Origin of the sequence: uncultured Anaerococcus sp. (genome assembly GCF_963510575.1) — a bacterium.
In the GTDB taxonomy this organism is placed as follows: domain Bacteria; phylum Bacillota; class Clostridia; order Tissierellales; family Peptoniphilaceae; genus Anaerococcus.
This window is the reverse complement of record NZ_CAUPFR010000001.1, coordinates 1-20,366: the sequence shown is the minus strand read 5'-3', so window position 1 is coordinate 20,366 and position 20,366 is coordinate 1. Positions and strand designations below refer to the sequence as shown.

Sequence of the window (20,366 nt, the reverse complement as noted above, 5' to 3'; positions counted from 1 at the left end):
TACTTATACCCATCACAACTAAAATTACGCTTAAAATCTAGGGCGTTGCATTATTAGAAAAAATCTTAAGAATCAAAAATTTAACATGGAGCAAGAAATCTTAACAATAATTTAATTGATTTGTGATATAATCAAAATGAAATAAACTACTTTCAAGGAAGGTAAATATGAAGGTATTAATAGTAGAAGATGAATTAGACTTACTTGATTCCATAGCTGAGGGGCTCACCCTTTTAGGTTATGTGACAGATAAGGCGAGTAACGGTGACGATGCAATTGACATGGCTTTTGTAGAATCTTACGACCTTATAATTTTGGATGTGAATTTGCCGGGCAAGGATGGATTTGAGGTTTTAAGGTCCATTAGAAAAGATAACAAGGAAGTGGCAATAATCATGCTAACAGCCAGGTCCGACATAGAAGACAGGGTCAAAGGTCTTGATCTGGGGGCGAGCGACTATATGGTTAAGCCCTTTGCTCTTAGGGAACTTGATGCCAGGATGCGTTCACATTTGAGGGGTAAAAAAATCCACCAAGCAACAGAGATAAATATTTCCGGCCTATGTTTTGACACAATCAAGAGAGAGGCATCTTTTGATGGGAAAATTATCCCTCTTACAATCAAGGAAACAGGAATTTTGGAATATTTGTTTTTAAATTCTGAGCGTTTTATTTCGGCAGAAGAGCTTATCGAACACGTTTGGGATTCAAATGCAGATGGATTTTCAAATACGGTTAGGGTTCATATGTCATCCCTCAGGAAAAAGCTAAGGGCTGCCTGCGGCAAAAACCTAATCGAAAACGTAATTGGCAAGGGATACAGGATTCATGAAACAGAAAATATATGATTCCGTAGTTTTCAAGCTGATTTTGGCTGTTGTGGTGATTTTTATAATCATGGTCTTAGCCACTATGTACCTAATCAATCGCAAGCAGGCTATGGTAATTGATGGGGTAATCGAGGATATAAACGCAAATATGGAGAATATGGACAGGTCCATGGTCCTCTTTGTTGATACAACCAAGGTTCAGTCATCAAGCGACTTTACTATCTATTTGATTTTTGTAATGTCTGTGGTGATTATTTTGGGTTCGCTTTCCTTTGCTTTTATTATAAAGAAAATCCTATCTCCCCTAAAAAAACTTCAGAAAAAATTAGGCGATGTTGATATTGACAAGCCAGAAAGTTTTGAAAACTTAATTATCCTTGATAATACTTCTAGCGAAATTGTTGAACTTTCCCACACTTTTGATAAGATGCTTAAAAAAATTTACGCTGATTACAAGAGGCAGAAGGATTTTTCTTCAAATGTTGCCCACGAACTAAGGACACCTATAGCTGTTATGAAAAGTCAGCTTGATGTCTATAGGCAAAAGGCGAATGACGAAGATGCCCTAAAACTTTTAAGGGTGCTTGATAATAATGTAAATAAGTTAAATGGGCTTGTGGATGCAATTTTATCCTTAAGGAAAAAGGCCAATCTCAAACTTGTGGATGTAAACCTGGACGTTTTGCTAGATGAAATCATCCTAGACCTAGAAGATAAGGCCGATTCCAAGGATGTTGAAATAATTACAAGTGATACAAATATTAGCCTAGTAACTGACGATAGCCTCCTTCAGAGGTTGGTATTTAATATAGTTGATAATGCGATTAAGTATAACAATCCCAAAGGCAAGGTGGAAATTTCTGCCAAAGAGGATGCTAAATCAGTAAAAATAATAATAGCTGACACAGGGCTTGGTATTTCGCCAGCAGATAAGGACAGGATTTTTGAGCTTTTTTATCAGATTGACCCATCTAGGGGCCAGGAAGGCTTTGGAATAGGACTTTCCTTGTCAAAAACAATTGCAGATATGCTTGGTGCAAAAATCGAAATTACAGATAATAACCCCCAAGGTTCGATATTTACAATAAATATTCCCAAAGCTTTATGAGAATTTAACATAGGCTTTGATAGAATATAGTTAATGAAAGAAAAGGTGGAAAAGATGAAAGAAAGAAAAATTACATTGGCCCTTTTTGCCCTGAGCCTCGCCTTCATTGGCTTTGGGATTTATAGGAAAGAAGTCGATACAGTTTTTATGAAGGCAATCAATTTGTGTTTGGAGTGTATAGGAATTGGATAAGTTAAGAAACTACAAAAAAATAATCATCCAGGCCCTATCTACCCTAGCCCATAACTTTCACTTGGGTAATTTCTTAAAAGGCAAAATCTACCAGGGAGCCGGCAAAAAGGCTTGTTTACCAGGCTTGAATTGCTATTCATGCCCGGGTGCTGCAGGATCTTGTCCCATAGGAAGTCTCCAAGCGGTTATAGGATCAAAAAAATATAAGTTTTCCTATTATGTAATAGGATTAATCATGTTTTTTGGGGTGATTTTTGGGAGACTCATTTGCGGATTTCTTTGTCCCTTCGGATTTTTCCAAGATTTGCTCCACAAGATTCCAAGTAAGAAATTTTCGACAAGAAAATTGAAAATTCTTAGGTATATCAAATACATAATCCTAAGTGGAATCCTAGTAGGAATTGGTTTTGCCCTTAAGGGTAAATTTGAAGTTGTACCTCCATTCTTTTGCAAGTATGTATGCCCTCAAGGCATAATGGAAGCAGCCATTCCGCTAGCTTCTAGGAATATGGCCTTAAGAGCAGCTCTTGGTCCTCTCTTTAGGTTTAAATTTGTAATTTTAATAATTACAATCATCCTATCCATTGGATTTTTCAGACCATTCTGCAAGTGGATTTGCCCTCTGGGTGCCTTTTATTCGCTCTTTAATAAATTTTCCCTCTACCAATTAAGATTGAGCGATCATAAGTGCATCGACTGTGGCAAGTGTGCAAGGGTATGCAAGATGGATGTTGATATTAGGAAAAATACTGCACATTTAGAATGTATTAGGTGTGGAGATTGCGTAAAGGCCTGCCCAACCAAGGCCATCACCAGTGAATTTATAAGAAAAAAAGGAGAAGAAAATGAAAAATAAAATAGTTTTAGCCCTAATGCTCGCAGGAATTCTTGTGGCGTGTGGACAAAAAAAGGAAGAAAAACCAGAAGAAGTAAAACAAGAAGCAATAAGCCAAGCTGAAATGCCAAAAGGAGCAAAGATTACAAATGATACAGAAACTCCAATCGAAGCACCAAAAGTAGAAGGTGAAAAACCAACAACTCTCGGAACTTTTGAGGCCAAAGACCAAGAAGGCAAGAAATTTACCAACGAAGATTTCAAAAACTATGACGCTACAGTTATCAACCTATGGTTTACAGGCTGTTCTGCTTGTATAGAAGAAATGCCAGAGTTAAACAAGGTGGCAGATGACCTCAAAAAGGATAAAAAAGTAAACTTCATCACCCTCTGCACAGATGCTGAGTATGACCAATCAACTATGGATGCCTTCAAGAGAATAGTTGGCGAAAACAAACCAAGCTACCAAGCTCTTGGCATCAAACAAGAAGGCGAAATCAAAAAATACCTAGACCACGTATTTGCTTATCCAACAACAATCGTAGTTGACAAAAACGGCAATATTGTCGGCGAAGATGTGGTAGGAGCAATCACAAGCGATGATCAAATAGCTAAATTAAAGGCAAATATAGACCTAGCTAAGGAAGCATCAAACAAATAAAAAATCATTCCCCTATAAAAATTCTGTTTATCCCGACTCTGTCGGGATTTTCTTTTGGTAAAAATAGCCAATCTTTGATATAATATAAGGAAAAGGAGGCGAAATGAAAAAGAAATTATTATTTACAGGCATCCTGATATCGGCAGCCTTAAGTATAAATTCGGCTTTTGCATCAGAAGATATTATATATTATGATCCAACAAGCCTAGACAGTATTTTACAAAAATATGAAAGCCCAGGCAAGGAAGCCAAACCTACAAGTGAAGAAAATCAAGTGGCTCAAAAATCAGATGAAGGCACAAGGGAAGATGTCTACCACTATCACGAAGATGGCAGTATGGCAAAGGGTCTTACAGATACAGGCGAGGTGCGCAGGTATTTTGACAAGACCACTGGTCAAATGATAAAAAATAAACGCTTTGCCAATGAAAATATCCATGTAGATGCAAATGGCGAAGCCCACTACATTGGTTGGGATTATTACAATGGCAAACTTGGTTACTATGACCCAGAAACCGGCTATGCTAAGGGATTGAAAAAGATAGGAAATATCACCTATGGTTTTGACCAAGATGGGTCTATATTTAGGAAGCAAAACAGGGTCTTCAATGGAGTTAACTATTACTTTAACAACTATGGCGAAGCAACCAGGACCGATAGCAAATATCTAAGAGGTTGGGTTGGCGATAGGTATTATTTCAAAGATGGCAAACCTGCAGAAGGACTCGTAACCATCAATGGAAAAAAATATGCCTTTCACGAGAGAAGTTTGAGACTTCTTCGCAATGTAAACAAGGTTTTTGATCATAAGATGTATTGGATAAATGGCAACGGGGAGGCAATTTACAAGTACAAGGTCGCCCACGCCTACCTATCAAGGGGAACAGGTGGAGAATTTAAGCCGGGCTTTACTCAAAATTTAATGAGAAAAACCCCATATTTTAGTCAATTTGATAGTCGTTGGGCAAATAAGGCCTACGCCTCATCAACTATGGGCCAACTTGGTTGTGGACCAACAGTTATGGCAATGGTTTTAAACAGAAAATTAAATACCAATAATATTTATCCGACAAACACCATGGCAGTTGCCAGAGATTATTCATCTTGGGATGGAACTGATTGGCAATATTTCATAGAAGGAGTTGAGGCCTACGGTTTTAAATCTTATGATGTGCCAGTCCACAAGGAGGCCTTCACCCAAGCTCTTAAGAGAAATCCAATAGTTATAAGAGTTGGTCCAGGAGCCTTTATAAATGGTGGACATTATATGGTTGTAGATTCCTATAAGAATGGGAGTTTTGTTGTAAATGACCCTTACCATATGAGAAGAAATACCCTAGAAAACATTCCTTGGTGGAAATTAAGGGGAGAAGTAACTGTAGCTTGGGAAATCAAATAAGGAAGGGAAAATGAGGTATATACAAACAATAATTATAGCCTTGGTAGTTTCTATAGTCTTGGAGCTTTTGTCAAAAATCCTTATAAAAAAATTCGGCAAAGACAAAACCCTATCTATTATAACAACTACAGCTGTAGTGGCTATTACCATGTTTATCAAAGAAATAATATAAAAAAATGCAGGTTCGTTTGACCTGCATTTTTAATTGATTCCTAAAAGCAAATAGGAAAGGTACTTGTTTTTGATTTTGTAAATTCCTTGGCCAAGAATATAGGAAGCAAGGATTGCTATTATTGAAATGGCCAAGCTTTCTAGGTCAAGGCTAGTTTTTATGATTACAAAAAGGGCCGGATAAATATAGGTAAGGGCCAAGGCCAAATAGTCTGCAAAAGTAAAAACTGCTTCATATGTGATGGTTTTAAGGATTAGATAGGTAAGGGGAAAAATTGTAAATAAAAATCCATAGTCGAATTTGTATCTTTCTCTTAGGTAAATTTCACCTATAACCAATAAAATAGCGAGGACTAGGAGGGCTGGGTTCAATCTGGCAGCCGACCTTAACCTAATTGCCATTACATAAAAACTAAAATAGAGGAAGAAATCCTCAAAAGGCCTTAAAATGTCAAGCTTTTTGCTAAAAATTATGGCAAGAAATATTAAAAATGACAGCCCTCCTAGGACAGATGTGGCAAGGCTTCCGACTAGTTTATTGAAGATTAACTCTAGGATAAAAAACACTCCTACCATGACCATTAGTTTGTAAAGACTGGTCATGATTTGCAAGCTATCCCTAGGGATTCTTGTTGATATACCTTCATTTATGATAAGGGCCAGACTTAGGCTGTAAAAAATGAGAGGTATAAAGATTAGCCCTACTTTTTTTGTTTCCATAAAGGAGATTTTAAAGGCTAGGTAGGCTATGAGGTAGGAAGTAAGAGCCCTTGTTATTAAATTTTCATTAGCTTGTAGATTTTTGGCGATAAGGGCCTTAAAGATTAGACCTATAAAGGCTAAGAGGAAAAGGCCTGTCGCAAAATTATTTTTTAGGTACTTCATATATTTATCATATCATAAAATTACAGAAATGGTATAATATTTAAAAGGATGGAATTATGGATAGACGTAAAAGAAGTGAAAGTAAAGAATATAAAAATCCTAAGACCCGAGAGAAGAAGAGAAGAATCAGGGAAAAAAAGCGTAAGAGAAGGACTTTTGGACCTTATTTTTTAATTTTTATTCTCTTTGTTGCTGCCATATTTTTTGGTGCGAGAAGTCTCTCCCACAATGTTGACAGGACTGTGGCTAGGATTGAAAAGGCGATTAAAACTGATGATACTGCCTTCATGGAAGAAAATATGGATAGGCTTGATGTGATTTTTGAAGTCCTCAAAAAATCTTATTCTGATGATAAAGAAAAACAGGACGAGTTTGTCAGGAATAATTTTAAAAATCTTGATATTAAAGTATTAAATAAAGTCGATATAGATGGGGGTATGGAAGTGAGCCTAAAGATTTCAAATGTGAACTATATCACTTGTTTTGATAAGGTGAAAAACCTTGAAAAGGAAAACCAACACGAGGCCTACATGAGAGAACTTTCTAAAGATGGTGCAGAAGTCAAGAGCATGGACGCAAAGATTTTCCTCAAGAAAAAGCTCTTTGGCTATGAAATTTTCGAGTCAAGAGATTTTATTAATGGCATAATCGGCGGGGCCTTGGATTTGGTCAAATGATAGAGAATAAATCAATAAGTCAGGCCAAGTATGCCCGCAACCTAAATATAGTAATTATTACCGTCATCCTTTCACTTCTGGTAATACTTCCCCAATATGGACTCGGACAAATCGCAGGTCTTGCCCCAAAATACAAGTATATTGAAAGATTTTTTTCGTTCATAGACTCAAATAATTTGTATTTCTTGCTGATAGTTTATTCCACAGCCCTAACTCTTATTTTAGCCTACATATTTGCAAGATTTGGCCTAAAAAGAAATAACCACTCCTTAGGATTGGTGGATAATGAGGTTTTCAAATCCTATGGCAAAGGTATTTTGCTGGGCTTTATCCTCTTGACCCTTGTAGTTATAAGCTTAAAGCTAATTGGCTTTGCAGAAATAAGGAAAAACGAAATTGACCTAAAACTCTTTTTAGCCTTCCTCCCAGCTTGGATGATCCAAGGATTTGAAGAAGAATTTCTCTTAAGGGCGATTTTGATGAACCAAATGGCAGCCAGTGGCAAAATAGGACTTGCAATTATAGCCAATTCCCTAATATTTTCAATCTTACATTTAGGAAATGCTGGCTTTAGCCCAATGGCCTTTGTAAATATTTTTTTAGTAGGGGTAATATTTTCCCTTGTATTTTACATAAGTGACTCCATATACATGTCGGCAGGCGCCCACACCTTCTGGAACATGACCATGGCAAATATATTCGGCATAACAGTCTCAGGATACAAACCAATAGGCGAAACAATATTAAAAACCAGCCTAAAAGGCCCAGCCCTAATTTCAGGAGGAGACTTTGGCCTAGAAGGCTCGATAATAACAAGCCTGGTCCTAGTAGGAATTTTGATAATTTTAATGAGGAAAATAAAACAAAAAGATTCTGCCAAATAGCAGGGTCTTTTTTTGCTGGGAAATTTAATTTTGTTTGTCGGGCTAAAGTAGTATATTATAATAAAGCAAAAGGAGGATTTATGTCTATTTATAAATTTGGAAATGACCTTACAAAAATTAGGGAAAATAAAAGACTAAGCCAGGAAGACTTGGCATTTTTATCTGGCATCAGCCGTAGATCCATATCTAGAATAGAAAACGGACTTATAAAGGAACCAAGCATCGACACCCTCCTAAAATTATCAGCTGTCCTGGATATCGACCTAGTTGATCTATGTATAAAAGATATCTATGAGTCCCACTACTTATATAAGGACCTTTTATCAAGCTTTGATATCCTATGCGGCTTTAAATCCAGGGAAGAAATTCTCCTTTTAGAAAAAAACTAAATATTTTAGAAGCTGACCCAAGTTTTAAGGGAAAAGACTACGAACTAGCCCTAATGAAGCTTTTTATAAAATCTTTAAAAATTCCAAATTTGCTTAGTTTAACAGAGGAGTTTGAGGAAATCACGAGCGCTAGGATAAATAAAAATAATATACTAACTAGAGATTTGAGCTTTTTAGAAGCAAGACTTCTTATAAATGTTTGTAATAATAAAACTTATTTTAAAAATATTGATAGGAAAGAGATTTTATCATCCATAATAGATAAAAACGACGAAAGTCTTATAAAACTAATTGCCTACTACTCTCTTGTTAACGTCATGGATATGGAGAGGGATTCTCTTAATGGATTAGAAAAAATTAACGAAGCAATTTCTTTTGCAAAATATTCTAATCATAGCGAGATGTTTGCATTTTTATATTATCTGAAATTTTTATGCCAACATGAATTGGGAGATGAAAAATATAGAAACTCAATAGAATTATCTAGAATTTTTGCAAGCCATCTTGGAAAAGATGAGGCATTAAAGTCAATAAACCAAGGCATAGGAGACGTTCTAAGTAATAATTAAAATTGGGACATCCATGTCCCTTTTTAATTTGTTTGACTTAAGTATATTGAATTTATAACAAAAATAAAGGAGGCTCCCTATGTTGAGATTTTTTTATTTGACGGATAAGAAAGAATTTATAAAACTTTTAATAATTAGGCTAATCGTAATTGGACTTGGCTTATTAATTCCAATCAATACGGCAAAGGCCATAGACTTTGCTATTGCTAAGGACTTGGACCAGACTATTAAGCATATCGCAATCATGGTTGTACTTGATATTGGTATCCATATTTTTTATGTCTTAGAAGATTATTTTTTTGGGAAAAATGACGCCAAGGCCTACCTTAATCAATTTCAAAGGCTTGATCAGGCCCTAAAATCCTATGACAGTAAGGTTTATAATATTGACCAGGCGAGGATAAATCAGGAACTAGGCCAAAATTTTGAAATCGTCCAGCCCTTTATCTACAAAAATACCTTGAGGATATTTTTGAATGCCCTAAAGTTTGTGGCAATTTGTATAATTGTATTTTTTATCTCACCATATCTTTTGATAGCCTTTGTGATTATTGCTCCAATTGCAGCCCTTGTTTCCTATAAGAGTGAGGAGAAGATTTCAGATTATTCTTCAAATCATTTGGATGATATGAAAAATATCAAGGGCTATTTGCTTGATTCTAATAGTCTTAGCAAGGAAGAGAGATTTTTGGAAGAGAAGCAACTGCCGGAAATTAAGGATTTTTTTAAGGGATTTTTCAATAATCTTATAAAAAAAGTTCGCTATGAAAGTGTGATTTATAATATTTTCGTTTATGGAACCCTAAATATGGCCATTACCCTTACAACCATTATTTCAATTATCCTTATCATAAAAGGTAAGATGACCCCAGGTTCTTATGCGGCTGTGTCAATCTATATCAGCTCCCTTTGGGATCCTATGCTTGATACCTTTAATACTAGAAGAGAATACGTCTCAGGCAAGCCTGCCATGGATTCCTATTATGAATTTATAAATATGACCCCTGTAAGCTTTGATAAGGCTAAGATAAATTCCTTAGAAATAAGAGATTACATAAGTCTTGGAAGTGGAGGCGAAAGACTCCACCAAGCCTTTAGCGAAAACTTTGAAAAGGGAAAAATCAACCTTATAGTCGGGGATAATGGGATAGGAAAAACCACTCTGGTAGAGGCCATAATGAACCTAACGACAAGGTATGAGGGAGAAATTTTTGTAAATAATAAACTAGTTGATAAAAACTCAGACGTCTTGTTTGAAGATATGGTCTACATTCCAGCAAACCCACTCATAAGCGAATACGGCTCCCTAAAAGATAAAGTAAAAGGCTCATCAGGCCAGAAGAAACTCGCACAATTAAAACAAGCCATAAAAACCGACAAATCCCTATATATATTCGATGAACCAACAAATTTCTTAGACATTGAAGTTAAGGGAAAGGTCTTAGACCTAATTATGGACCTCAATAGAAAAGGGAAACTAGTTATAGTTATAAGCCATGATGAAATATTTACGAAAAATTCTAATTTTAATATTATTAGGATTAGTAAATAAAGACAAAGCAAAAAAGACCTCGGCTGAGGTCTTTTTGTGTGCCATCTAGTATCCAGGTTTACCAAGTAGTTTAAACATTGCTTTTTTGTAGGCTTCTACTCCTGGTTGGTTGAATGGATTTACTCCTAGGATGTAGCCTGATACTCCTACTGCTATTTCAAAGAAATAGAAAAGTTCAGCAAGTTTTCTTTCGTCTACCTTGTCTAATTTAATTCTGATGTTTGGTACTCCACCTTCTACGTGGGCCATAGTTGTGCCTTCCATAGCTTGTTTGTTTACGAAGGACATATTTTTGCCTGCTAGGTAATTTAGGCCGTCTAGGTTGTCGGCGTCTTCTTTGATTGCTATGTCTTTGTCTACATTTTCAACTTCGATTACAGTTTCAAAGAGGTTTCTCTTGCCATCTTGGATCATTTGGCCTACTGAGTGAAGGTCTGTTGTGTTGTTTACACTTGCTGGGAAGATTCCCTTGCCATCCTTGCCCTCAGACTCGCCATAGAGTTGTTTCCACCATTCAGCTACGTATTTTAATTTTGGTTCGTAGTTTACGAGGACTTCAATTTCCTTGCCATTTTCGTGGAGCATATTTCTTACTGCTGCATATTTGATGGCGTCATTTTCCATTGATTTTTCGCTGTATTTTTCTCTACCATCAGCAAAACCTGCCATAAATTCATCAATATCAATGCCTGCTACAGCTAGTGGCAAGAGTCCTACTGCTGATATTACAGAAAATCTACCGCCGATATCATCTGGAACTACAAATGTTTCATAGCCTTCCTTTGTGGCAAGCTCTTTTAGGGCACCTTTTGCCTTGTCAGTTGTAGCGAAAATTCTTTCTTTTGCGCCTTCCTTGCCGTATTTTTCTTCTAGGGCTTCTTTTAAAAACCTTAAGGCAATAGCTGGTTCTGTTGTTGTGCCTGATTTTGAGATTACATTTACAGAATAATCCTTATCCTTTAAATAAGCTAAAAGCTCTACTAAGTATTGGCCAGAAATTTGGTTGCCTGCGTAAATTACCTTTGTATCTCTTTTTGAATCGAAGTAAGTATCACAAGCTACATCTACTGCCTTGATACCAAGGTAAGATCCACCTATACCAATAGAAACAAGAACATCAGAGTTTTCTCTGATTTTTGCTGCAGCTTTTTTAATTCTTTCGAATTCGTCCTTGTCATAGTCGACTGGTCTATCAATCCAGCCTAGAAAGTCGTTACCTTCGCCGTTTCTGCCCATAAGGGTATCAAAAGCAGCAAGGGCTCTTTCTTCGTATTTATCTAATTTATCTAAATTAACATTGCTAAAATCTACTTTCATATAGCCTCCTTTGCTTTATATAATTATACCTCAATTTGGCCCGATAGAGAAAAACCATCCTGAGGTAGAAACAAGAATAATCAAAAATTTTGGATAATATACAAATTGATAATTATTATCATTTCTTTTTGCCGTTAGAAATGCCCTCAAAAATATAAAATTAAACATGAGTGGAGTTTTATAAAAATGGCAGAAAATAAATAAATAAAAGCTAGCAATTGTATAATGATAATGATTATATGTATCAAATTTAGATTGATTAAAACTTTAGAATCATTCTTGACAAACGAATAATTAATAATATAATATGAATATAAGTTGAAGAAATAAATTTATAAAGGAGATTATTATGGCAGAACTAAAGGGAACAAAAACAGCACAAAACTTAATTACTTCATTTGTTGGCGAATCACAAGCTAAAATGAGATATACATACGCAGCAAAAACTGCAGAAAAAGAAGGTTATAGACAAATCGCAGCAATCTTCAGAGAAACAGCTATGAACGAAGGTGAACACGCTGCAAGATTTTATAAATTCCTAAGAGAAGAATTCAAACTTGAAACAATCGAACTTACAGAAGGTTACACAGCTTGGCCAGTAATTTGGCATGACACATTAACAAACCTTCAAGGTGCTATCGACGGTGAAAACGAAGAATGCGAAGATATGTACCCAGCATTTGCAGACGTAGCAGAAAAAGAAGGCTTCGATGAAATCGCTAGAGCATTCAGAAATATAGCTAAGGCTGAAGGTGCACACAGAGATAGGTACCAAAAATTACACGATAACATCGAAAACGGCACAGTATTCGAAAAAGAAGAAGCAGTAATCTGGAAATGTGGAAACTGTGGTTTCTTATATGAAGGCAAAAAAGCACCAAAAATCTGCCCAGCATGCCACCACCCACAAGAATGGTTCGAAGTAGCTGCATTTAACTATTAATTAATGGTAGCAAAAATTTTGTAAGCAAAATTTTTGCGATCTTCACAATTTCTCAAGGTGTTAAGCACCGCAGAAGAAATTTATGAAGAACCTTATGTAATTTTTTATTTAAGTCGCGACGAATAGGAGTGACTGGAATAAAAACATTACGAACTTTACAACCCCGGCTCGTCCGGGGTTTTTTGAAATTTATATGATTTTCACAATATAACCGAGTGCTTAGCACGAAGGTTAGATTGATGAAAAAATTTATGTAATTTTTTCATAAGAACGCGACGAAAAGGAGCGTTCGTTGAAAAAGATTACGTACCTTACCCCCGGCCTTGGCCGGGGATTATTCAAACCTGGCTATCAGCTAGGTTTTTTATTTTGTCTAATTTTAAGTAAGGACTTTGCAAGTTAAATCAGATTCTTAAACTCATTAAAAGCGGGTTTTTTATTTCCCTATAAAAGGTAAAATAAGAATATAAGTGATAATGATATAATTTTATATGAGGAGAAATAGATGAAATTAATAGTATGCAAAGATTATGATGATATGAGCAAAAAAGCGAGTGAGCTTGTTATAAGCAATATGGTGGAAAAACCACAATTGAAGTTTGGTTTTGCAACAGGATCAAGCCCAATCGGTTTATATAAAAATCTAATAGCAGCCCAAAAAGAAGGCGAGATTTCTTTTAAATATGCAAAAAGCGTGAATTTGGATGAATACGTAGGCATAGGTGCAGATAATGAACAATCCTATTCATATTTCATGCACAAAAACCTTTTTGACCAGGTAAATATCAAAAAAGAAAATATTAACTTGCCTTATGCACCAGAAAATGATGAAAAATATGCCTTAGAATACAGGAAAGTTCTTGATGAATTCGGACAAAGGGATATCCAAATCCTAGGTCTTGGAGAAAATGGCCACATAGCCTTCAATGAACCAGCAGAAAAGCTAAATAGACGTGCTTCTATTATAAAATTAACAGAATCAACCATAGAAGCAAATGCAAGATTTTTTGAAAATGAAGACGAAGTTCCAAGATACGCCCTATCAATGGGAGTAGAGGAAGTTTTTAATTCAAGAACCCTAATAGTCCTAGCCAGTGGCAAAAATAAACATGAGGCAGTAAAAAGACTCCTAAACGACGATACAATCTCAACCGAACTTCCATGTTCACTTCTAAATCTCCATCCAAATGTTTATTTGTTTGTAGATGAAGAAGCCTATAAGGGTTAGGTAGTAAATTTTAAATATTTTTACTCAAAAAAGACGAGCCTGCCTGCTCGTCTTTTTGGTTTATACCAATACCATGGTACTAGTAATATAAGAACTAAGTCTATTTTTTAAATTCACCTAATTAATAACATTTACTTTCTGATTTTTCAAAATTTTTACCAAATCTTTTTCCTTGGCGAAGGAAAATCTCATGTTGTCTTGGCTGTTGGCTGTTTTGAAATTTATTATTAATAAAAGATTTTTTTCGGCTCTGGATATGGTTACTGATTGTATTTCTGAGAGGGGAACTTTTTTGTTGATGAAGGGGTTTAACTTATTTGTAAAGACGTACTGGTCGCTTAAACCTCTTGATATAGTTGCAGAGTAGTTCCAAAATAGCATAGAAAGTCCTATTGCTAGTGTATTTATTGGATATGGCTTAAAGACCCAATTGTATATCCAAAATAAGGCTATCATCATAGCGAAGACCCCGAGGTCTAGCTTTGTTAGTTTCACTCTTTGGCTGATTTTTCCGAACAAATATAAGTTATAAAGCCCCGCCAAGGCAAAGATGCCTGCTAGGATAAAAACTAATTCTATCATTTTATTGACCTCCACCACTTGCAGATGCGGCTGCAGCGCTTGCTTCATCGTCGTGGATTTTGTTTAGGCAAATTACAAGGGCAATCATCGCCAAGGTGTAGTCTTCGTTGAAAACTGTGAGGACGTAGTGGTCGGTTAGGGAAATAAATTTCCTGTTAACTTCGCCGATTTTTTCTCCATTTAGACTAATAATGAAATCATAGTCAAAAATAGATCCCTTAAGGTTAATTGTCCCAAAATCGCAATCTACATCTATGGACTTTCTTAGGAAGGTAAATCTCTGATTGATGGTCATTTTTGCCCCATCTTCAAAGTCTACAAAAAACTTTGGCAAAAGTGAAAGGATTTTCTTTTCTATCCTAAAAAGTCTTTGCCTATCAGGCCCGAAAACTGTGGCCCTATAGCCAATAAAGGTAAAATCTTGGTCAAGGTAAAAGGAGTCTTTTCCGTCCTCGTCCTTAATCCAATATTTATCTGTTATTTTCAAAAATTTTTCCTTAAAAATATATTTTTTCATTTTGTATTCCTTTATAAATTCACATCTTATAATATAATATTGTATTGACATTATACTATAGATAAGAGGAGAAAAAAATGGAAATATCTACAATTACAAAATATATAGAGAATCTTGTGAACACTCCATCTCCAACTGGTTTTACCAAATTTGCTGAAAAATATTTGATGGATGAATTTACAAACTTAGGCTATGCGCCTTACCAAAACAACAAGGGCAATGTGATTGTCCCTATTAATGAGATGGAAGGGGAAAATGGACTTTTGCTTTCTGCCCACGTTGATACCTTGGGACTCATGGTAAGGTCTATCAAAGAGAATGGAGCCTTGAGGGTGACTACCCTTGGTGGTTTTCCTCTTAATTATGTGGAATTTGAAAATGTGAAAATCCACACCCGTTCCGGCAAGGAATATACAGGTGTTGTAAGGCTTAATAATCCTGCAGTTCATGGGTCAGATGAACCTAGAGAAGCGAAGAGAAATGACGAAACTATGGAAGTTGTAATCGATGCTATCACCCATTCTAAGGAAGAAACTGAAAAACTTGGCATAGGAAATGGAGATTTTATTTCCCTTGACCCAAGATTTAGGATAGATAATGGTTTTGTAAAAAGCCGTCACCTCGACGACAAGGCTAGCGCAGGGATTTTATTAGCCCTAGCCAAGGAAATCAAGGATAAAAACATAAAAATCAACCGTCCACTTTACATGATGTTTACTATCTATGAAGAAGTGGGCCATGGAGCTGCATCAGGCCATCCAAAAGGAATAAGAGATATGGTTGCAGTGGACATGGGAGTTGTCCATGAAGATTTAACTTGCGATGAATTAAAACTTTCAATCTGCGCTAAAGATTCATCAGGTCCATACAACTACGACCTAACAAATGACCTAGTAGCTATCGCCAAAGATTTAGACTTAGATTTCGGCCTAGATATCTACCCACACTACGGTTCAGACGCCTCAGCAGCAGTTGCAAGCGACTACGACTATAGGCACGCCTTAGTTGGTTGCGGCGTAGCAGCCAGCCATGGCTACGAAAGGACTCACGAAAAGGCAATAAAATCGCTTTTTGATTTGTTGGTAAACCTTGTGGGTAAATAATTTTTAGAATTTTGTTTTGACGTAAAACCAAGTTTTTTGTCTTTAAGATTTTTAAAATCTTAGGTAAAATGCTTGGTTTTTTATTTGAAATAATCAATCATTTTGTTTTTTAATACAAAAATAAATATTAAGTTAATCTTAGATAAAAAAAGAGAGCTTTTTTGCTCTCTTTTATCACCAAAATCAGATTTTATTGGTCTTCTTTTTTCTTTTTCTTTGTTGCAAATAGTCCTGATATTGAAAGTCCCATGCTTGTGAAGATTGGGGCAATTGAGCTTATACCAGTTTTTGGGTTGGTTGACTTTTTCTTTGCCCTCATTGATAATTCATCAGAATCTGAGTTTTCTGATTCTTTTTTATCCTTTTTTGATAATACATCTGAGAAGTCTACTTTGCTTTCTTCCTTAGAATTTTCCTTGTCCCTAGGGATTTCAAATTCCTTAGAATTTTCAATTTCCTTTGAAATTTTATTTTCTTTTTGATTTTCACTTGGATTTTCAATAACTATTGAGTTTTCGAGGGTCAATGAATTTTGATTAGGTTTTTCAGAGACCTTTGACTTATTCATTTCAAATGAATTTTCTTGGTTAGCTTTAGATTGAACTTGTGGTTTCACAGGATTTTCTCCTGATTCACTTGGCTTAGCTTCCTCTTGCTTACCAGGTTTTTCTGGAGATTTCGGATTTGAGCCTGGGTTTTCTGGTTCACTTGGTTTATCCTTCTCTTTTTTATCTTCGTCTGGCTTTGATGGTCCTTTTGGATTTTCTGGTTTTGTTTCAGGTGTGGTTGGTGTGTTGCCCTCAGTTTTTTCAGGATTTTTATTATTATCCTCTGGAGTTTTCGAATTATTTGGTTTCTCTCCCACCGGATTGTGTGGACTTTCATCTTCTGGTGTGTTTGGTAAGCCTGGTACTGGGCAGGTGTTTTTAGTTAGTTTTTTACCTACTCTAATAACCGCATTTACAGGCTTTTCGATTTTCTCGGTTGGGTCGCCAACTATTTCAGAATTCTTTATAGTCCAAGTAGTGGTTTTACTTCCCTCTTTTCCTTTTTCATCTACGACATATTTTCCTGCTTCTAGATTTTCGTCGTATTGAATTTCATATCCAAATGGAAGTTTTTCTTTGTGGACCTTGGTTCCTTCTGTACCTGCTGGAATACTCAATTTCCTATTTGTAGCCTCTTTAGTTACTTCTTGAGTGATTTTTATTTCGCCAGTTTCTGGATCTCTTGTAGTCTTGATTGTGACCACACCTTTTTTACCCTCAGTAACTTGAGTTGGTTCTTCACCTTTTTTCTTGGTATAGTCAAGTTCGTAGTCAGTATCAAATGGTATTTCTACAGTTATTTCTGCAGGTTTTGTACCGATTCTAATAATCTTATCTTGAGCTTTTTCTACCACTTCAGTTGTTACAGCTTCCTTGCCTTCTACAAATTTTCCGTCAATTATAGCACCTTTTTTGTTGCCTACGACGATTTGAGAAAAGACCATTTTTTGCTTGCCAACTTTTCCGCCTTCTTCTATAACTTTACCTGCTGGGATTGTTTCGTCGTAAATAAGTTTTGTTTCAAAAGGAAGTTTTGTTTCGTATTCCTTCTTTACTTCTTGTCTTGTAGAAGGGATTGAATAAAATTGGGCTCTTGTCTTTTCGGTGTAGGTTTTTGTTTCTTTTTTATCACCTACTTCAACTTCTTCTTCGTAGGTCACTTCTACATCGACATTAAGCTTTGTTCCGGTTTCTGGGATTTTATCATTGCCAGGCACTGTAGCTGTTACTTCACCTGTTGTTTCATCAATGCTTACATTCCAAACATTGCCCTTATCATCTTTGTATTCAGTTTTAGCAAGCTTATAAGATTTTGGTTGAAGTTTCTTTTTAGCTGCATCAGTTTGAGAAAGCTCTGGAGTCTTTTTAAGTTCTTTTCCAGCTATTCCCGCTTCTGATTCGTACTTTGGAACATTATTGTCAGATTCCTTTACTACAAAGTGGAACCAGTGGATATTCTTTGATCCATTTGTGTAGGTATATTCAACTGGTATAGCTATAAAGTCTCCTGCCTTTGCAGATGCTGGAGCAGTAATTGAAAACTCTGATATATTATTAGGCGATGCTTCTATCTTCCACTTATCATCTTCACTTTTGCCTTCATTTGCCTTCTTGATGAAGTCCATAATAAGTCTACCATTAGCTTCTCCTCTGTTATCTGCCGCATTCATCTCTTCTGCAGACTTATCTGTTTTGCTAGGATCTTTAGGAGTAAACATATGAACTTTAAAAGGTTCGTTTGGTCTTATGTTTGATGATGTGTTTTTGGATGTATCATCACCATTTTGGTCTTCAAAGCTTTGGTTGTAATAACGGGTGTCATCTAGGTTTAGCTTAAATCCGCCGATAAGGTTGTAGTGGTCGTAGCGGTCGATACCTTGCTTGTCGATATTTACTTTTTTACCTGCATGGTTAATTTCTTCAGTACCAGCTCCTGAGCCTGTGTATGTTCCTGTTTCACCAGATTCGTCTGGTGTTTCTGCTATGGTTTTAAATTCTTCAGCTGTTCTTGGACGAGCAAAAAATTTGACATCTAGGTTTTGAAGGGCCTTGTAGTCAGGTGTGTTAAAGATTGAGTCTTCATTGATGACAGTCTTGCCAGATTCATCCTTCTTTAGAGCACCTTCCGGCATTTTGATATGGATGTTGCCATCATCTCCTATATAGGCGCTTGCTCCTGGGACAATTTTTCCTGTAATAGGGTTATAGACTTGACCTACTAGTCTTTCCTTGGCGTTTGCGTCAATATTGTCTACCTTAACCTTGGTGTCAATGTCTTGACCTTGGACAAATACTTTTTTATTGTATTCGCCATTTAGCTTCATTAATTGAAGCTTATCATTTTCATTTGGCCATGGATTGACCTTGTAGGTTATGGCGAAGCTTTCATCGAAATACTTTTTTGGCGGATTATCTTTAGTGTAGTTATCCTTCATACCAATAATAGTGGTGTCATTGTCCTTGCTGTTGATATGCTTTAGGGTTTCTTCACTTGCTTCGTAGTTATATAATTTTTGTCTTTTTCCTGATATATCACCATCTTCATCTGGCTTGTAGGTAACATCAGGAGAATCAGGAGTAAGTTTTTCTCCCTCTCCCATCATTGGCTTATCCCCTGTATTTACAAGAATACGACCGGAATCTGTTACGTTAATCTTGGTATAGGTCCTTTGGCCGGTTTTCTTGTCGATAGAAATTAGGTAACCATATTCCGTCTTGCTTGGGGAAGTTGGTGATGGGTTTTTGGTATCAAACTTAAAACCGTCCTTTACGACTCCCTCATCTGTATTTACATTTCCAACAATTGTTGATCCTGGTGTAAGGTCGGTTTCCTTATAACGTTCGCTGTCACTATAGTCTTTGATGTTCTTCTCTTCTTCAGAATAGTTTGGCTCAGAATTCTCTGCAGCTGCTTTTTGAGCTTTTGGAGTTTTTTCCTCTGATATTTCCATGCCTAGTGGTTTTGCGTCTGCAGTTTCTGATTTTTCCTCTGATTTAGCTTCATTCTTGGAAGCTTGACCTTGTGGAAGGTCGGCTTGGGCCTTATTATCTATAACTTGACTTACATTTTCAGTTTGAACTTGCTCATTAGCATCTGCTACATTTGCCCCAGCTAGGACAAAGGAGGCGGATAGGGCTATGGCAAGGAGTTTTTGTTTCTTGTTCATAGGATTCCTTTCTTTCTCTAATTTCCAACTAAAAGTAAAATGAACTTTTAGATTAATTTAAAAATATGAAATAATACTTATATTTTACTTGATTCGTTACAAATGTAAATAAAGATTGCCAAAAACAACCACTAGTTTTGCTTTTGACGAAATCTTGTTATTATATATTAAGTTATAAAAATTCGATAGCATTGATCAATTTTATAAAATTGTGTTCATAGATAGGAGAATCACATAAAAGTATAATAATAAATAAAAAAGGAGTAATCATGTTTAGAAAAATTAGAAAAGTTAAAAATGAAATTTGTCTTGAAAAAATAAAAGAAATCCTAGAAAAATCGCCAAGGGGAGTTCTTGCCTTAAATGGAGAAGATGATTACCCTTACGCTTTTCCCTTAAATTTTGTTTATGATGAGGAAAACCAGTCTATTTACTTTCATGGTACCAAGACTGGCTATAAGATTGACTGCATAGAGAAAAATCCCAAGGCTTGTTTTACGGTAATTTTGGAAGATGGCTTGGCCGATGATGGTTGGTCAAAAATCACATCTTCTGTAGTAGCCTACGGCCTGGTAGAAGAAATAACAGACAGAGACTTTGCTAGAGATGCCATGATAAACTTAGCAAAAAAATATTACCCAAACGTGGACCTAGTTCACGAAAATATGGAGGCAGGCTTTAAAAATACAAAAATGTTGGCCTTTCATATTAGCTACATGACAGGGAAAAAAGTAAATGAAAGATAGGAAATTCTAAAAAGGGGCTGTTGCAAAAGTCCTAATATAGAAAAAAGACGAGGAAACTAAACA

At 35.9% G+C, this 20,366-nt stretch carries 21 protein-coding genes; 16 read left to right on the top strand and 5 right to left on the bottom strand.

What is annotated here, in order from left to right:
- The first annotated feature begins 167 nt into the window (after positions 1-167).
- From RQ907_RS00105 to RQ907_RS00075, 7 genes are all read left to right on the top strand, one after another.
- On the top strand, positions 168-848 hold the full coding sequence (locus RQ907_RS00105) for a response regulator transcription factor (protein WP_311491371.1): 681 nt from the start codon (positions 168-170) through the stop codon (positions 846-848).
- Positions 829-1,938: a HAMP domain-containing sensor histidine kinase gene (locus RQ907_RS00100; protein WP_311491370.1), complete on the top strand. Its 1,110-nt coding sequence runs from the start codon at positions 829-831 to the stop codon at positions 1,936-1,938. The genes RQ907_RS00105 and RQ907_RS00100 overlap by 20 nt, the downstream gene beginning before the upstream one ends.
- Before the next feature lie 54 nt (positions 1,939-1,992).
- Positions 1,993-2,130 carry a CD1871A family CXXC motif-containing protein gene (locus RQ907_RS00095; protein ID WP_311491369.1) on the top strand — a complete coding sequence of 46 codons (138 nt, stop codon included), beginning with the start codon at positions 1,993-1,995 and terminating at the stop codon, positions 2,128-2,130.
- Complete coding sequence (locus RQ907_RS00090) at positions 2,123-2,986, top strand: 4Fe-4S binding protein (RefSeq protein ID WP_311491368.1); 864 nt, start codon at positions 2,123-2,125, stop codon at positions 2,984-2,986. The genes RQ907_RS00095 and RQ907_RS00090 overlap by 8 nt, the downstream gene beginning before the upstream one ends.
- Positions 2,976-3,626 (top strand): TlpA disulfide reductase family protein, encoded by a 651-nt coding sequence (locus RQ907_RS00085; protein ID WP_311491367.1) that lies wholly within the window; start codon positions 2,976-2,978, stop codon positions 3,624-3,626. Before RQ907_RS00090 ends, RQ907_RS00085 begins: the two co-directional genes overlap by 11 nt.
- Before the next feature lie 103 nt (positions 3,627-3,729).
- Positions 3,730-5,025 (top strand): C39 family peptidase, encoded by a 1,296-nt coding sequence (locus tag RQ907_RS00080; RefSeq protein WP_311491366.1) that lies wholly within the window; start codon positions 3,730-3,732, stop codon positions 5,023-5,025.
- Between the two features lie 10 nt (positions 5,026-5,035).
- The gene (locus tag RQ907_RS00075) at positions 5,036-5,197 is read left to right on the top strand and encodes a hypothetical protein (RefSeq protein WP_311491365.1); all 162 of its coding nucleotides are present in this window, start codon (positions 5,036-5,038) and stop codon (positions 5,195-5,197) included.
- 29 nt (positions 5,198-5,226) lie between these two features.
- On the opposite strand, the gene RQ907_RS00070 is transcribed toward RQ907_RS00075, so the two are convergent.
- Positions 5,227-6,081, bottom strand: a complete 855-nt coding sequence (locus tag RQ907_RS00070; RefSeq protein WP_311491364.1) for a hypothetical protein — start codon at positions 6,079-6,081, stop codon at positions 5,227-5,229.
- Positions 6,082-6,137: 56 nt separating this feature from the next.
- Between RQ907_RS00070 and RQ907_RS00065 the strand changes: the two genes are divergently transcribed.
- The 5 genes from RQ907_RS00065 to RQ907_RS00045 all read left to right on the top strand — a co-directional run bounded on the left by RQ907_RS00065 (position 6,138) and on the right by RQ907_RS00045 (position 10,152).
- On the top strand, positions 6,138-6,758 hold the full coding sequence (locus RQ907_RS00065) for a hypothetical protein (protein WP_311491363.1): 621 nt from the start codon (positions 6,138-6,140) through the stop codon (positions 6,756-6,758).
- Positions 6,755-7,642 carry a CPBP family intramembrane glutamic endopeptidase gene (locus RQ907_RS00060; protein WP_311491362.1) on the top strand — a complete coding sequence of 296 codons (888 nt, stop codon included), beginning with the start codon at positions 6,755-6,757 and terminating at the stop codon, positions 7,640-7,642. The genes RQ907_RS00065 and RQ907_RS00060 overlap by 4 nt, the downstream gene beginning before the upstream one ends.
- A gap of 80 nt (positions 7,643-7,722) precedes the next feature.
- Entirely contained in the window at positions 7,723-8,031 is a 309-nt protein-coding gene (locus RQ907_RS00055) for a helix-turn-helix transcriptional regulator (RefSeq protein ID WP_311491361.1), read from the top strand.
- Positions 8,032-8,084: 53 nt separating this feature from the next.
- Positions 8,085-8,600 carry a hypothetical protein gene (locus RQ907_RS00050; protein ID WP_311491360.1) on the top strand — a complete coding sequence of 172 codons (516 nt, stop codon included), beginning with the start codon at positions 8,085-8,087 and terminating at the stop codon, positions 8,598-8,600.
- 79 nt (positions 8,601-8,679) lie between these two features.
- Positions 8,680-10,152 (top strand): ABC transporter ATP-binding protein, encoded by a 1,473-nt coding sequence (locus RQ907_RS00045; RefSeq protein WP_311491359.1) that lies wholly within the window; start codon positions 8,680-8,682, stop codon positions 10,150-10,152.
- A 45-nt stretch (positions 10,153-10,197) separates the two neighbouring features.
- On the opposite strand, the gene RQ907_RS00040 is transcribed toward RQ907_RS00045, so the two are convergent.
- A complete protein-coding gene (locus RQ907_RS00040) occupies positions 10,198-11,469 on the bottom strand; it encodes a glucose-6-phosphate isomerase (protein WP_311491358.1) in 1,272 nt (423 codons plus the stop codon).
- Between the two features lie 349 nt (positions 11,470-11,818).
- Between RQ907_RS00040 and rbr the strand changes: the two genes are divergently transcribed.
- Positions 11,819-12,412, top strand: a complete 594-nt coding sequence (gene rbr / locus RQ907_RS00035) for a rubrerythrin (protein ID WP_311491357.1) — start codon at positions 11,819-11,821, stop codon at positions 12,410-12,412.
- A gap of 505 nt (positions 12,413-12,917) precedes the next feature.
- On the top strand, positions 12,918-13,640 hold the full coding sequence (gene nagB, locus RQ907_RS00030; RefSeq protein WP_311491356.1) for a glucosamine-6-phosphate deaminase: 723 nt from the start codon (positions 12,918-12,920) through the stop codon (positions 13,638-13,640).
- A gap of 117 nt (positions 13,641-13,757) precedes the next feature.
- Here the strand turns inward: nagB and RQ907_RS00025 are convergent, their stop codons facing one another.
- A complete protein-coding gene (locus RQ907_RS00025; protein ID WP_311491355.1) occupies positions 13,758-14,222 on the bottom strand; it encodes a hypothetical protein in 465 nt (154 codons plus the stop codon).
- Position 14,223: 1 nt separating this feature from the next.
- On the bottom strand, positions 14,224-14,739 hold the full coding sequence (locus tag RQ907_RS00020; protein ID WP_311491354.1) for a hypothetical protein: 516 nt from the start codon (positions 14,737-14,739) through the stop codon (positions 14,224-14,226).
- Positions 14,740-14,816: 77 nt separating this feature from the next.
- Here RQ907_RS00020 and RQ907_RS00015 point away from each other — a divergent pair, with 77 nt between their 5' ends.
- Positions 14,817-15,842, top strand: coding sequence for a M42 family metallopeptidase (locus RQ907_RS00015; protein WP_311491353.1), 1,026 nt, complete (start codon positions 14,817-14,819; stop codon positions 15,840-15,842).
- Positions 15,843-16,032: 190 nt separating this feature from the next.
- On the opposite strand, the gene RQ907_RS00010 is transcribed toward RQ907_RS00015, so the two are convergent.
- On the bottom strand, positions 16,033-19,557 hold the full coding sequence (locus RQ907_RS00010; RefSeq protein WP_311491352.1) for an adhesin domain containing protein: 3,525 nt from the start codon (positions 19,555-19,557) through the stop codon (positions 16,033-16,035).
- A gap of 269 nt (positions 19,558-19,826) precedes the next feature.
- Here RQ907_RS00010 and RQ907_RS00005 point away from each other — a divergent pair, with 269 nt between their 5' ends.
- Entirely contained in the window at positions 19,827-20,303 is a 477-nt protein-coding gene (locus RQ907_RS00005) for a pyridoxamine 5'-phosphate oxidase family protein (RefSeq protein ID WP_311491351.1), read from the top strand.
- Positions 20,304-20,366: the final 63 nt, after the last annotated feature.

Coding starts and splice junctions, on each gene's coding strand:
- RQ907_RS00105 (WP_311491371.1), top strand. CDS start 168: ATGAAGGTATTAATAGTAGAAGATGAATTAGACTTACTTGATTCCATA.
- RQ907_RS00100 (WP_311491370.1), top strand. CDS start 829: ATGAAACAGAAAATATATGATTCCGTAGTTTTCAAGCTGATTTTGGCT.
- RQ907_RS00095 (WP_311491369.1), top strand. CDS start 1,993: ATGAAAGAAAGAAAAATTACATTGGCCCTTTTTGCCCTGAGCCTCGCC.
- RQ907_RS00085 (WP_311491367.1), top strand. CDS start 2,976: ATGAAAAATAAAATAGTTTTAGCCCTAATGCTCGCAGGAATTCTTGTG.
- RQ907_RS00080 (WP_311491366.1), top strand. CDS start 3,730: ATGAAAAAGAAATTATTATTTACAGGCATCCTGATATCGGCAGCCTTA.
- RQ907_RS00075 (WP_311491365.1), top strand. CDS start 5,036: ATGAGGTATATACAAACAATAATTATAGCCTTGGTAGTTTCTATAGTC.
- RQ907_RS00070 (WP_311491364.1), bottom strand. CDS start 6,081: ATGAAGTACCTAAAAAATAATTTTGCGACAGGCCTTTTCCTCTTAGCC.
- RQ907_RS00065 (WP_311491363.1), top strand. CDS start 6,138: ATGGATAGACGTAAAAGAAGTGAAAGTAAAGAATATAAAAATCCTAAG.
- RQ907_RS00060 (WP_311491362.1), top strand. CDS start 6,755: ATGATAGAGAATAAATCAATAAGTCAGGCCAAGTATGCCCGCAACCTA.
- RQ907_RS00055 (WP_311491361.1), top strand. CDS start 7,723: ATGTCTATTTATAAATTTGGAAATGACCTTACAAAAATTAGGGAAAAT.
- RQ907_RS00050 (WP_311491360.1), top strand. CDS start 8,085: ATGAAGCTTTTTATAAAATCTTTAAAAATTCCAAATTTGCTTAGTTTA.
- RQ907_RS00045 (WP_311491359.1), top strand. CDS start 8,680: ATGTTGAGATTTTTTTATTTGACGGATAAGAAAGAATTTATAAAACTT.
- RQ907_RS00040 (WP_311491358.1), bottom strand. CDS start 11,469: ATGAAAGTAGATTTTAGCAATGTTAATTTAGATAAATTAGATAAATAC.
- rbr (WP_311491357.1), top strand. CDS start 11,819: ATGGCAGAACTAAAGGGAACAAAAACAGCACAAAACTTAATTACTTCA.
- nagB (WP_311491356.1), top strand. CDS start 12,918: ATGAAATTAATAGTATGCAAAGATTATGATGATATGAGCAAAAAAGCG.
- RQ907_RS00025 (WP_311491355.1), bottom strand. CDS start 14,222: ATGATAGAATTAGTTTTTATCCTAGCAGGCATCTTTGCCTTGGCGGGG.
- RQ907_RS00020 (WP_311491354.1), bottom strand. CDS start 14,739: ATGAAAAAATATATTTTTAAGGAAAAATTTTTGAAAATAACAGATAAA.
- RQ907_RS00015 (WP_311491353.1), top strand. CDS start 14,817: ATGGAAATATCTACAATTACAAAATATATAGAGAATCTTGTGAACACT.
- RQ907_RS00010 (WP_311491352.1), bottom strand. CDS start 19,557: ATGAACAAGAAACAAAAACTCCTTGCCATAGCCCTATCCGCCTCCTTT.
- RQ907_RS00005 (WP_311491351.1), top strand. CDS start 19,827: ATGTTTAGAAAAATTAGAAAAGTTAAAAATGAAATTTGTCTTGAAAAA.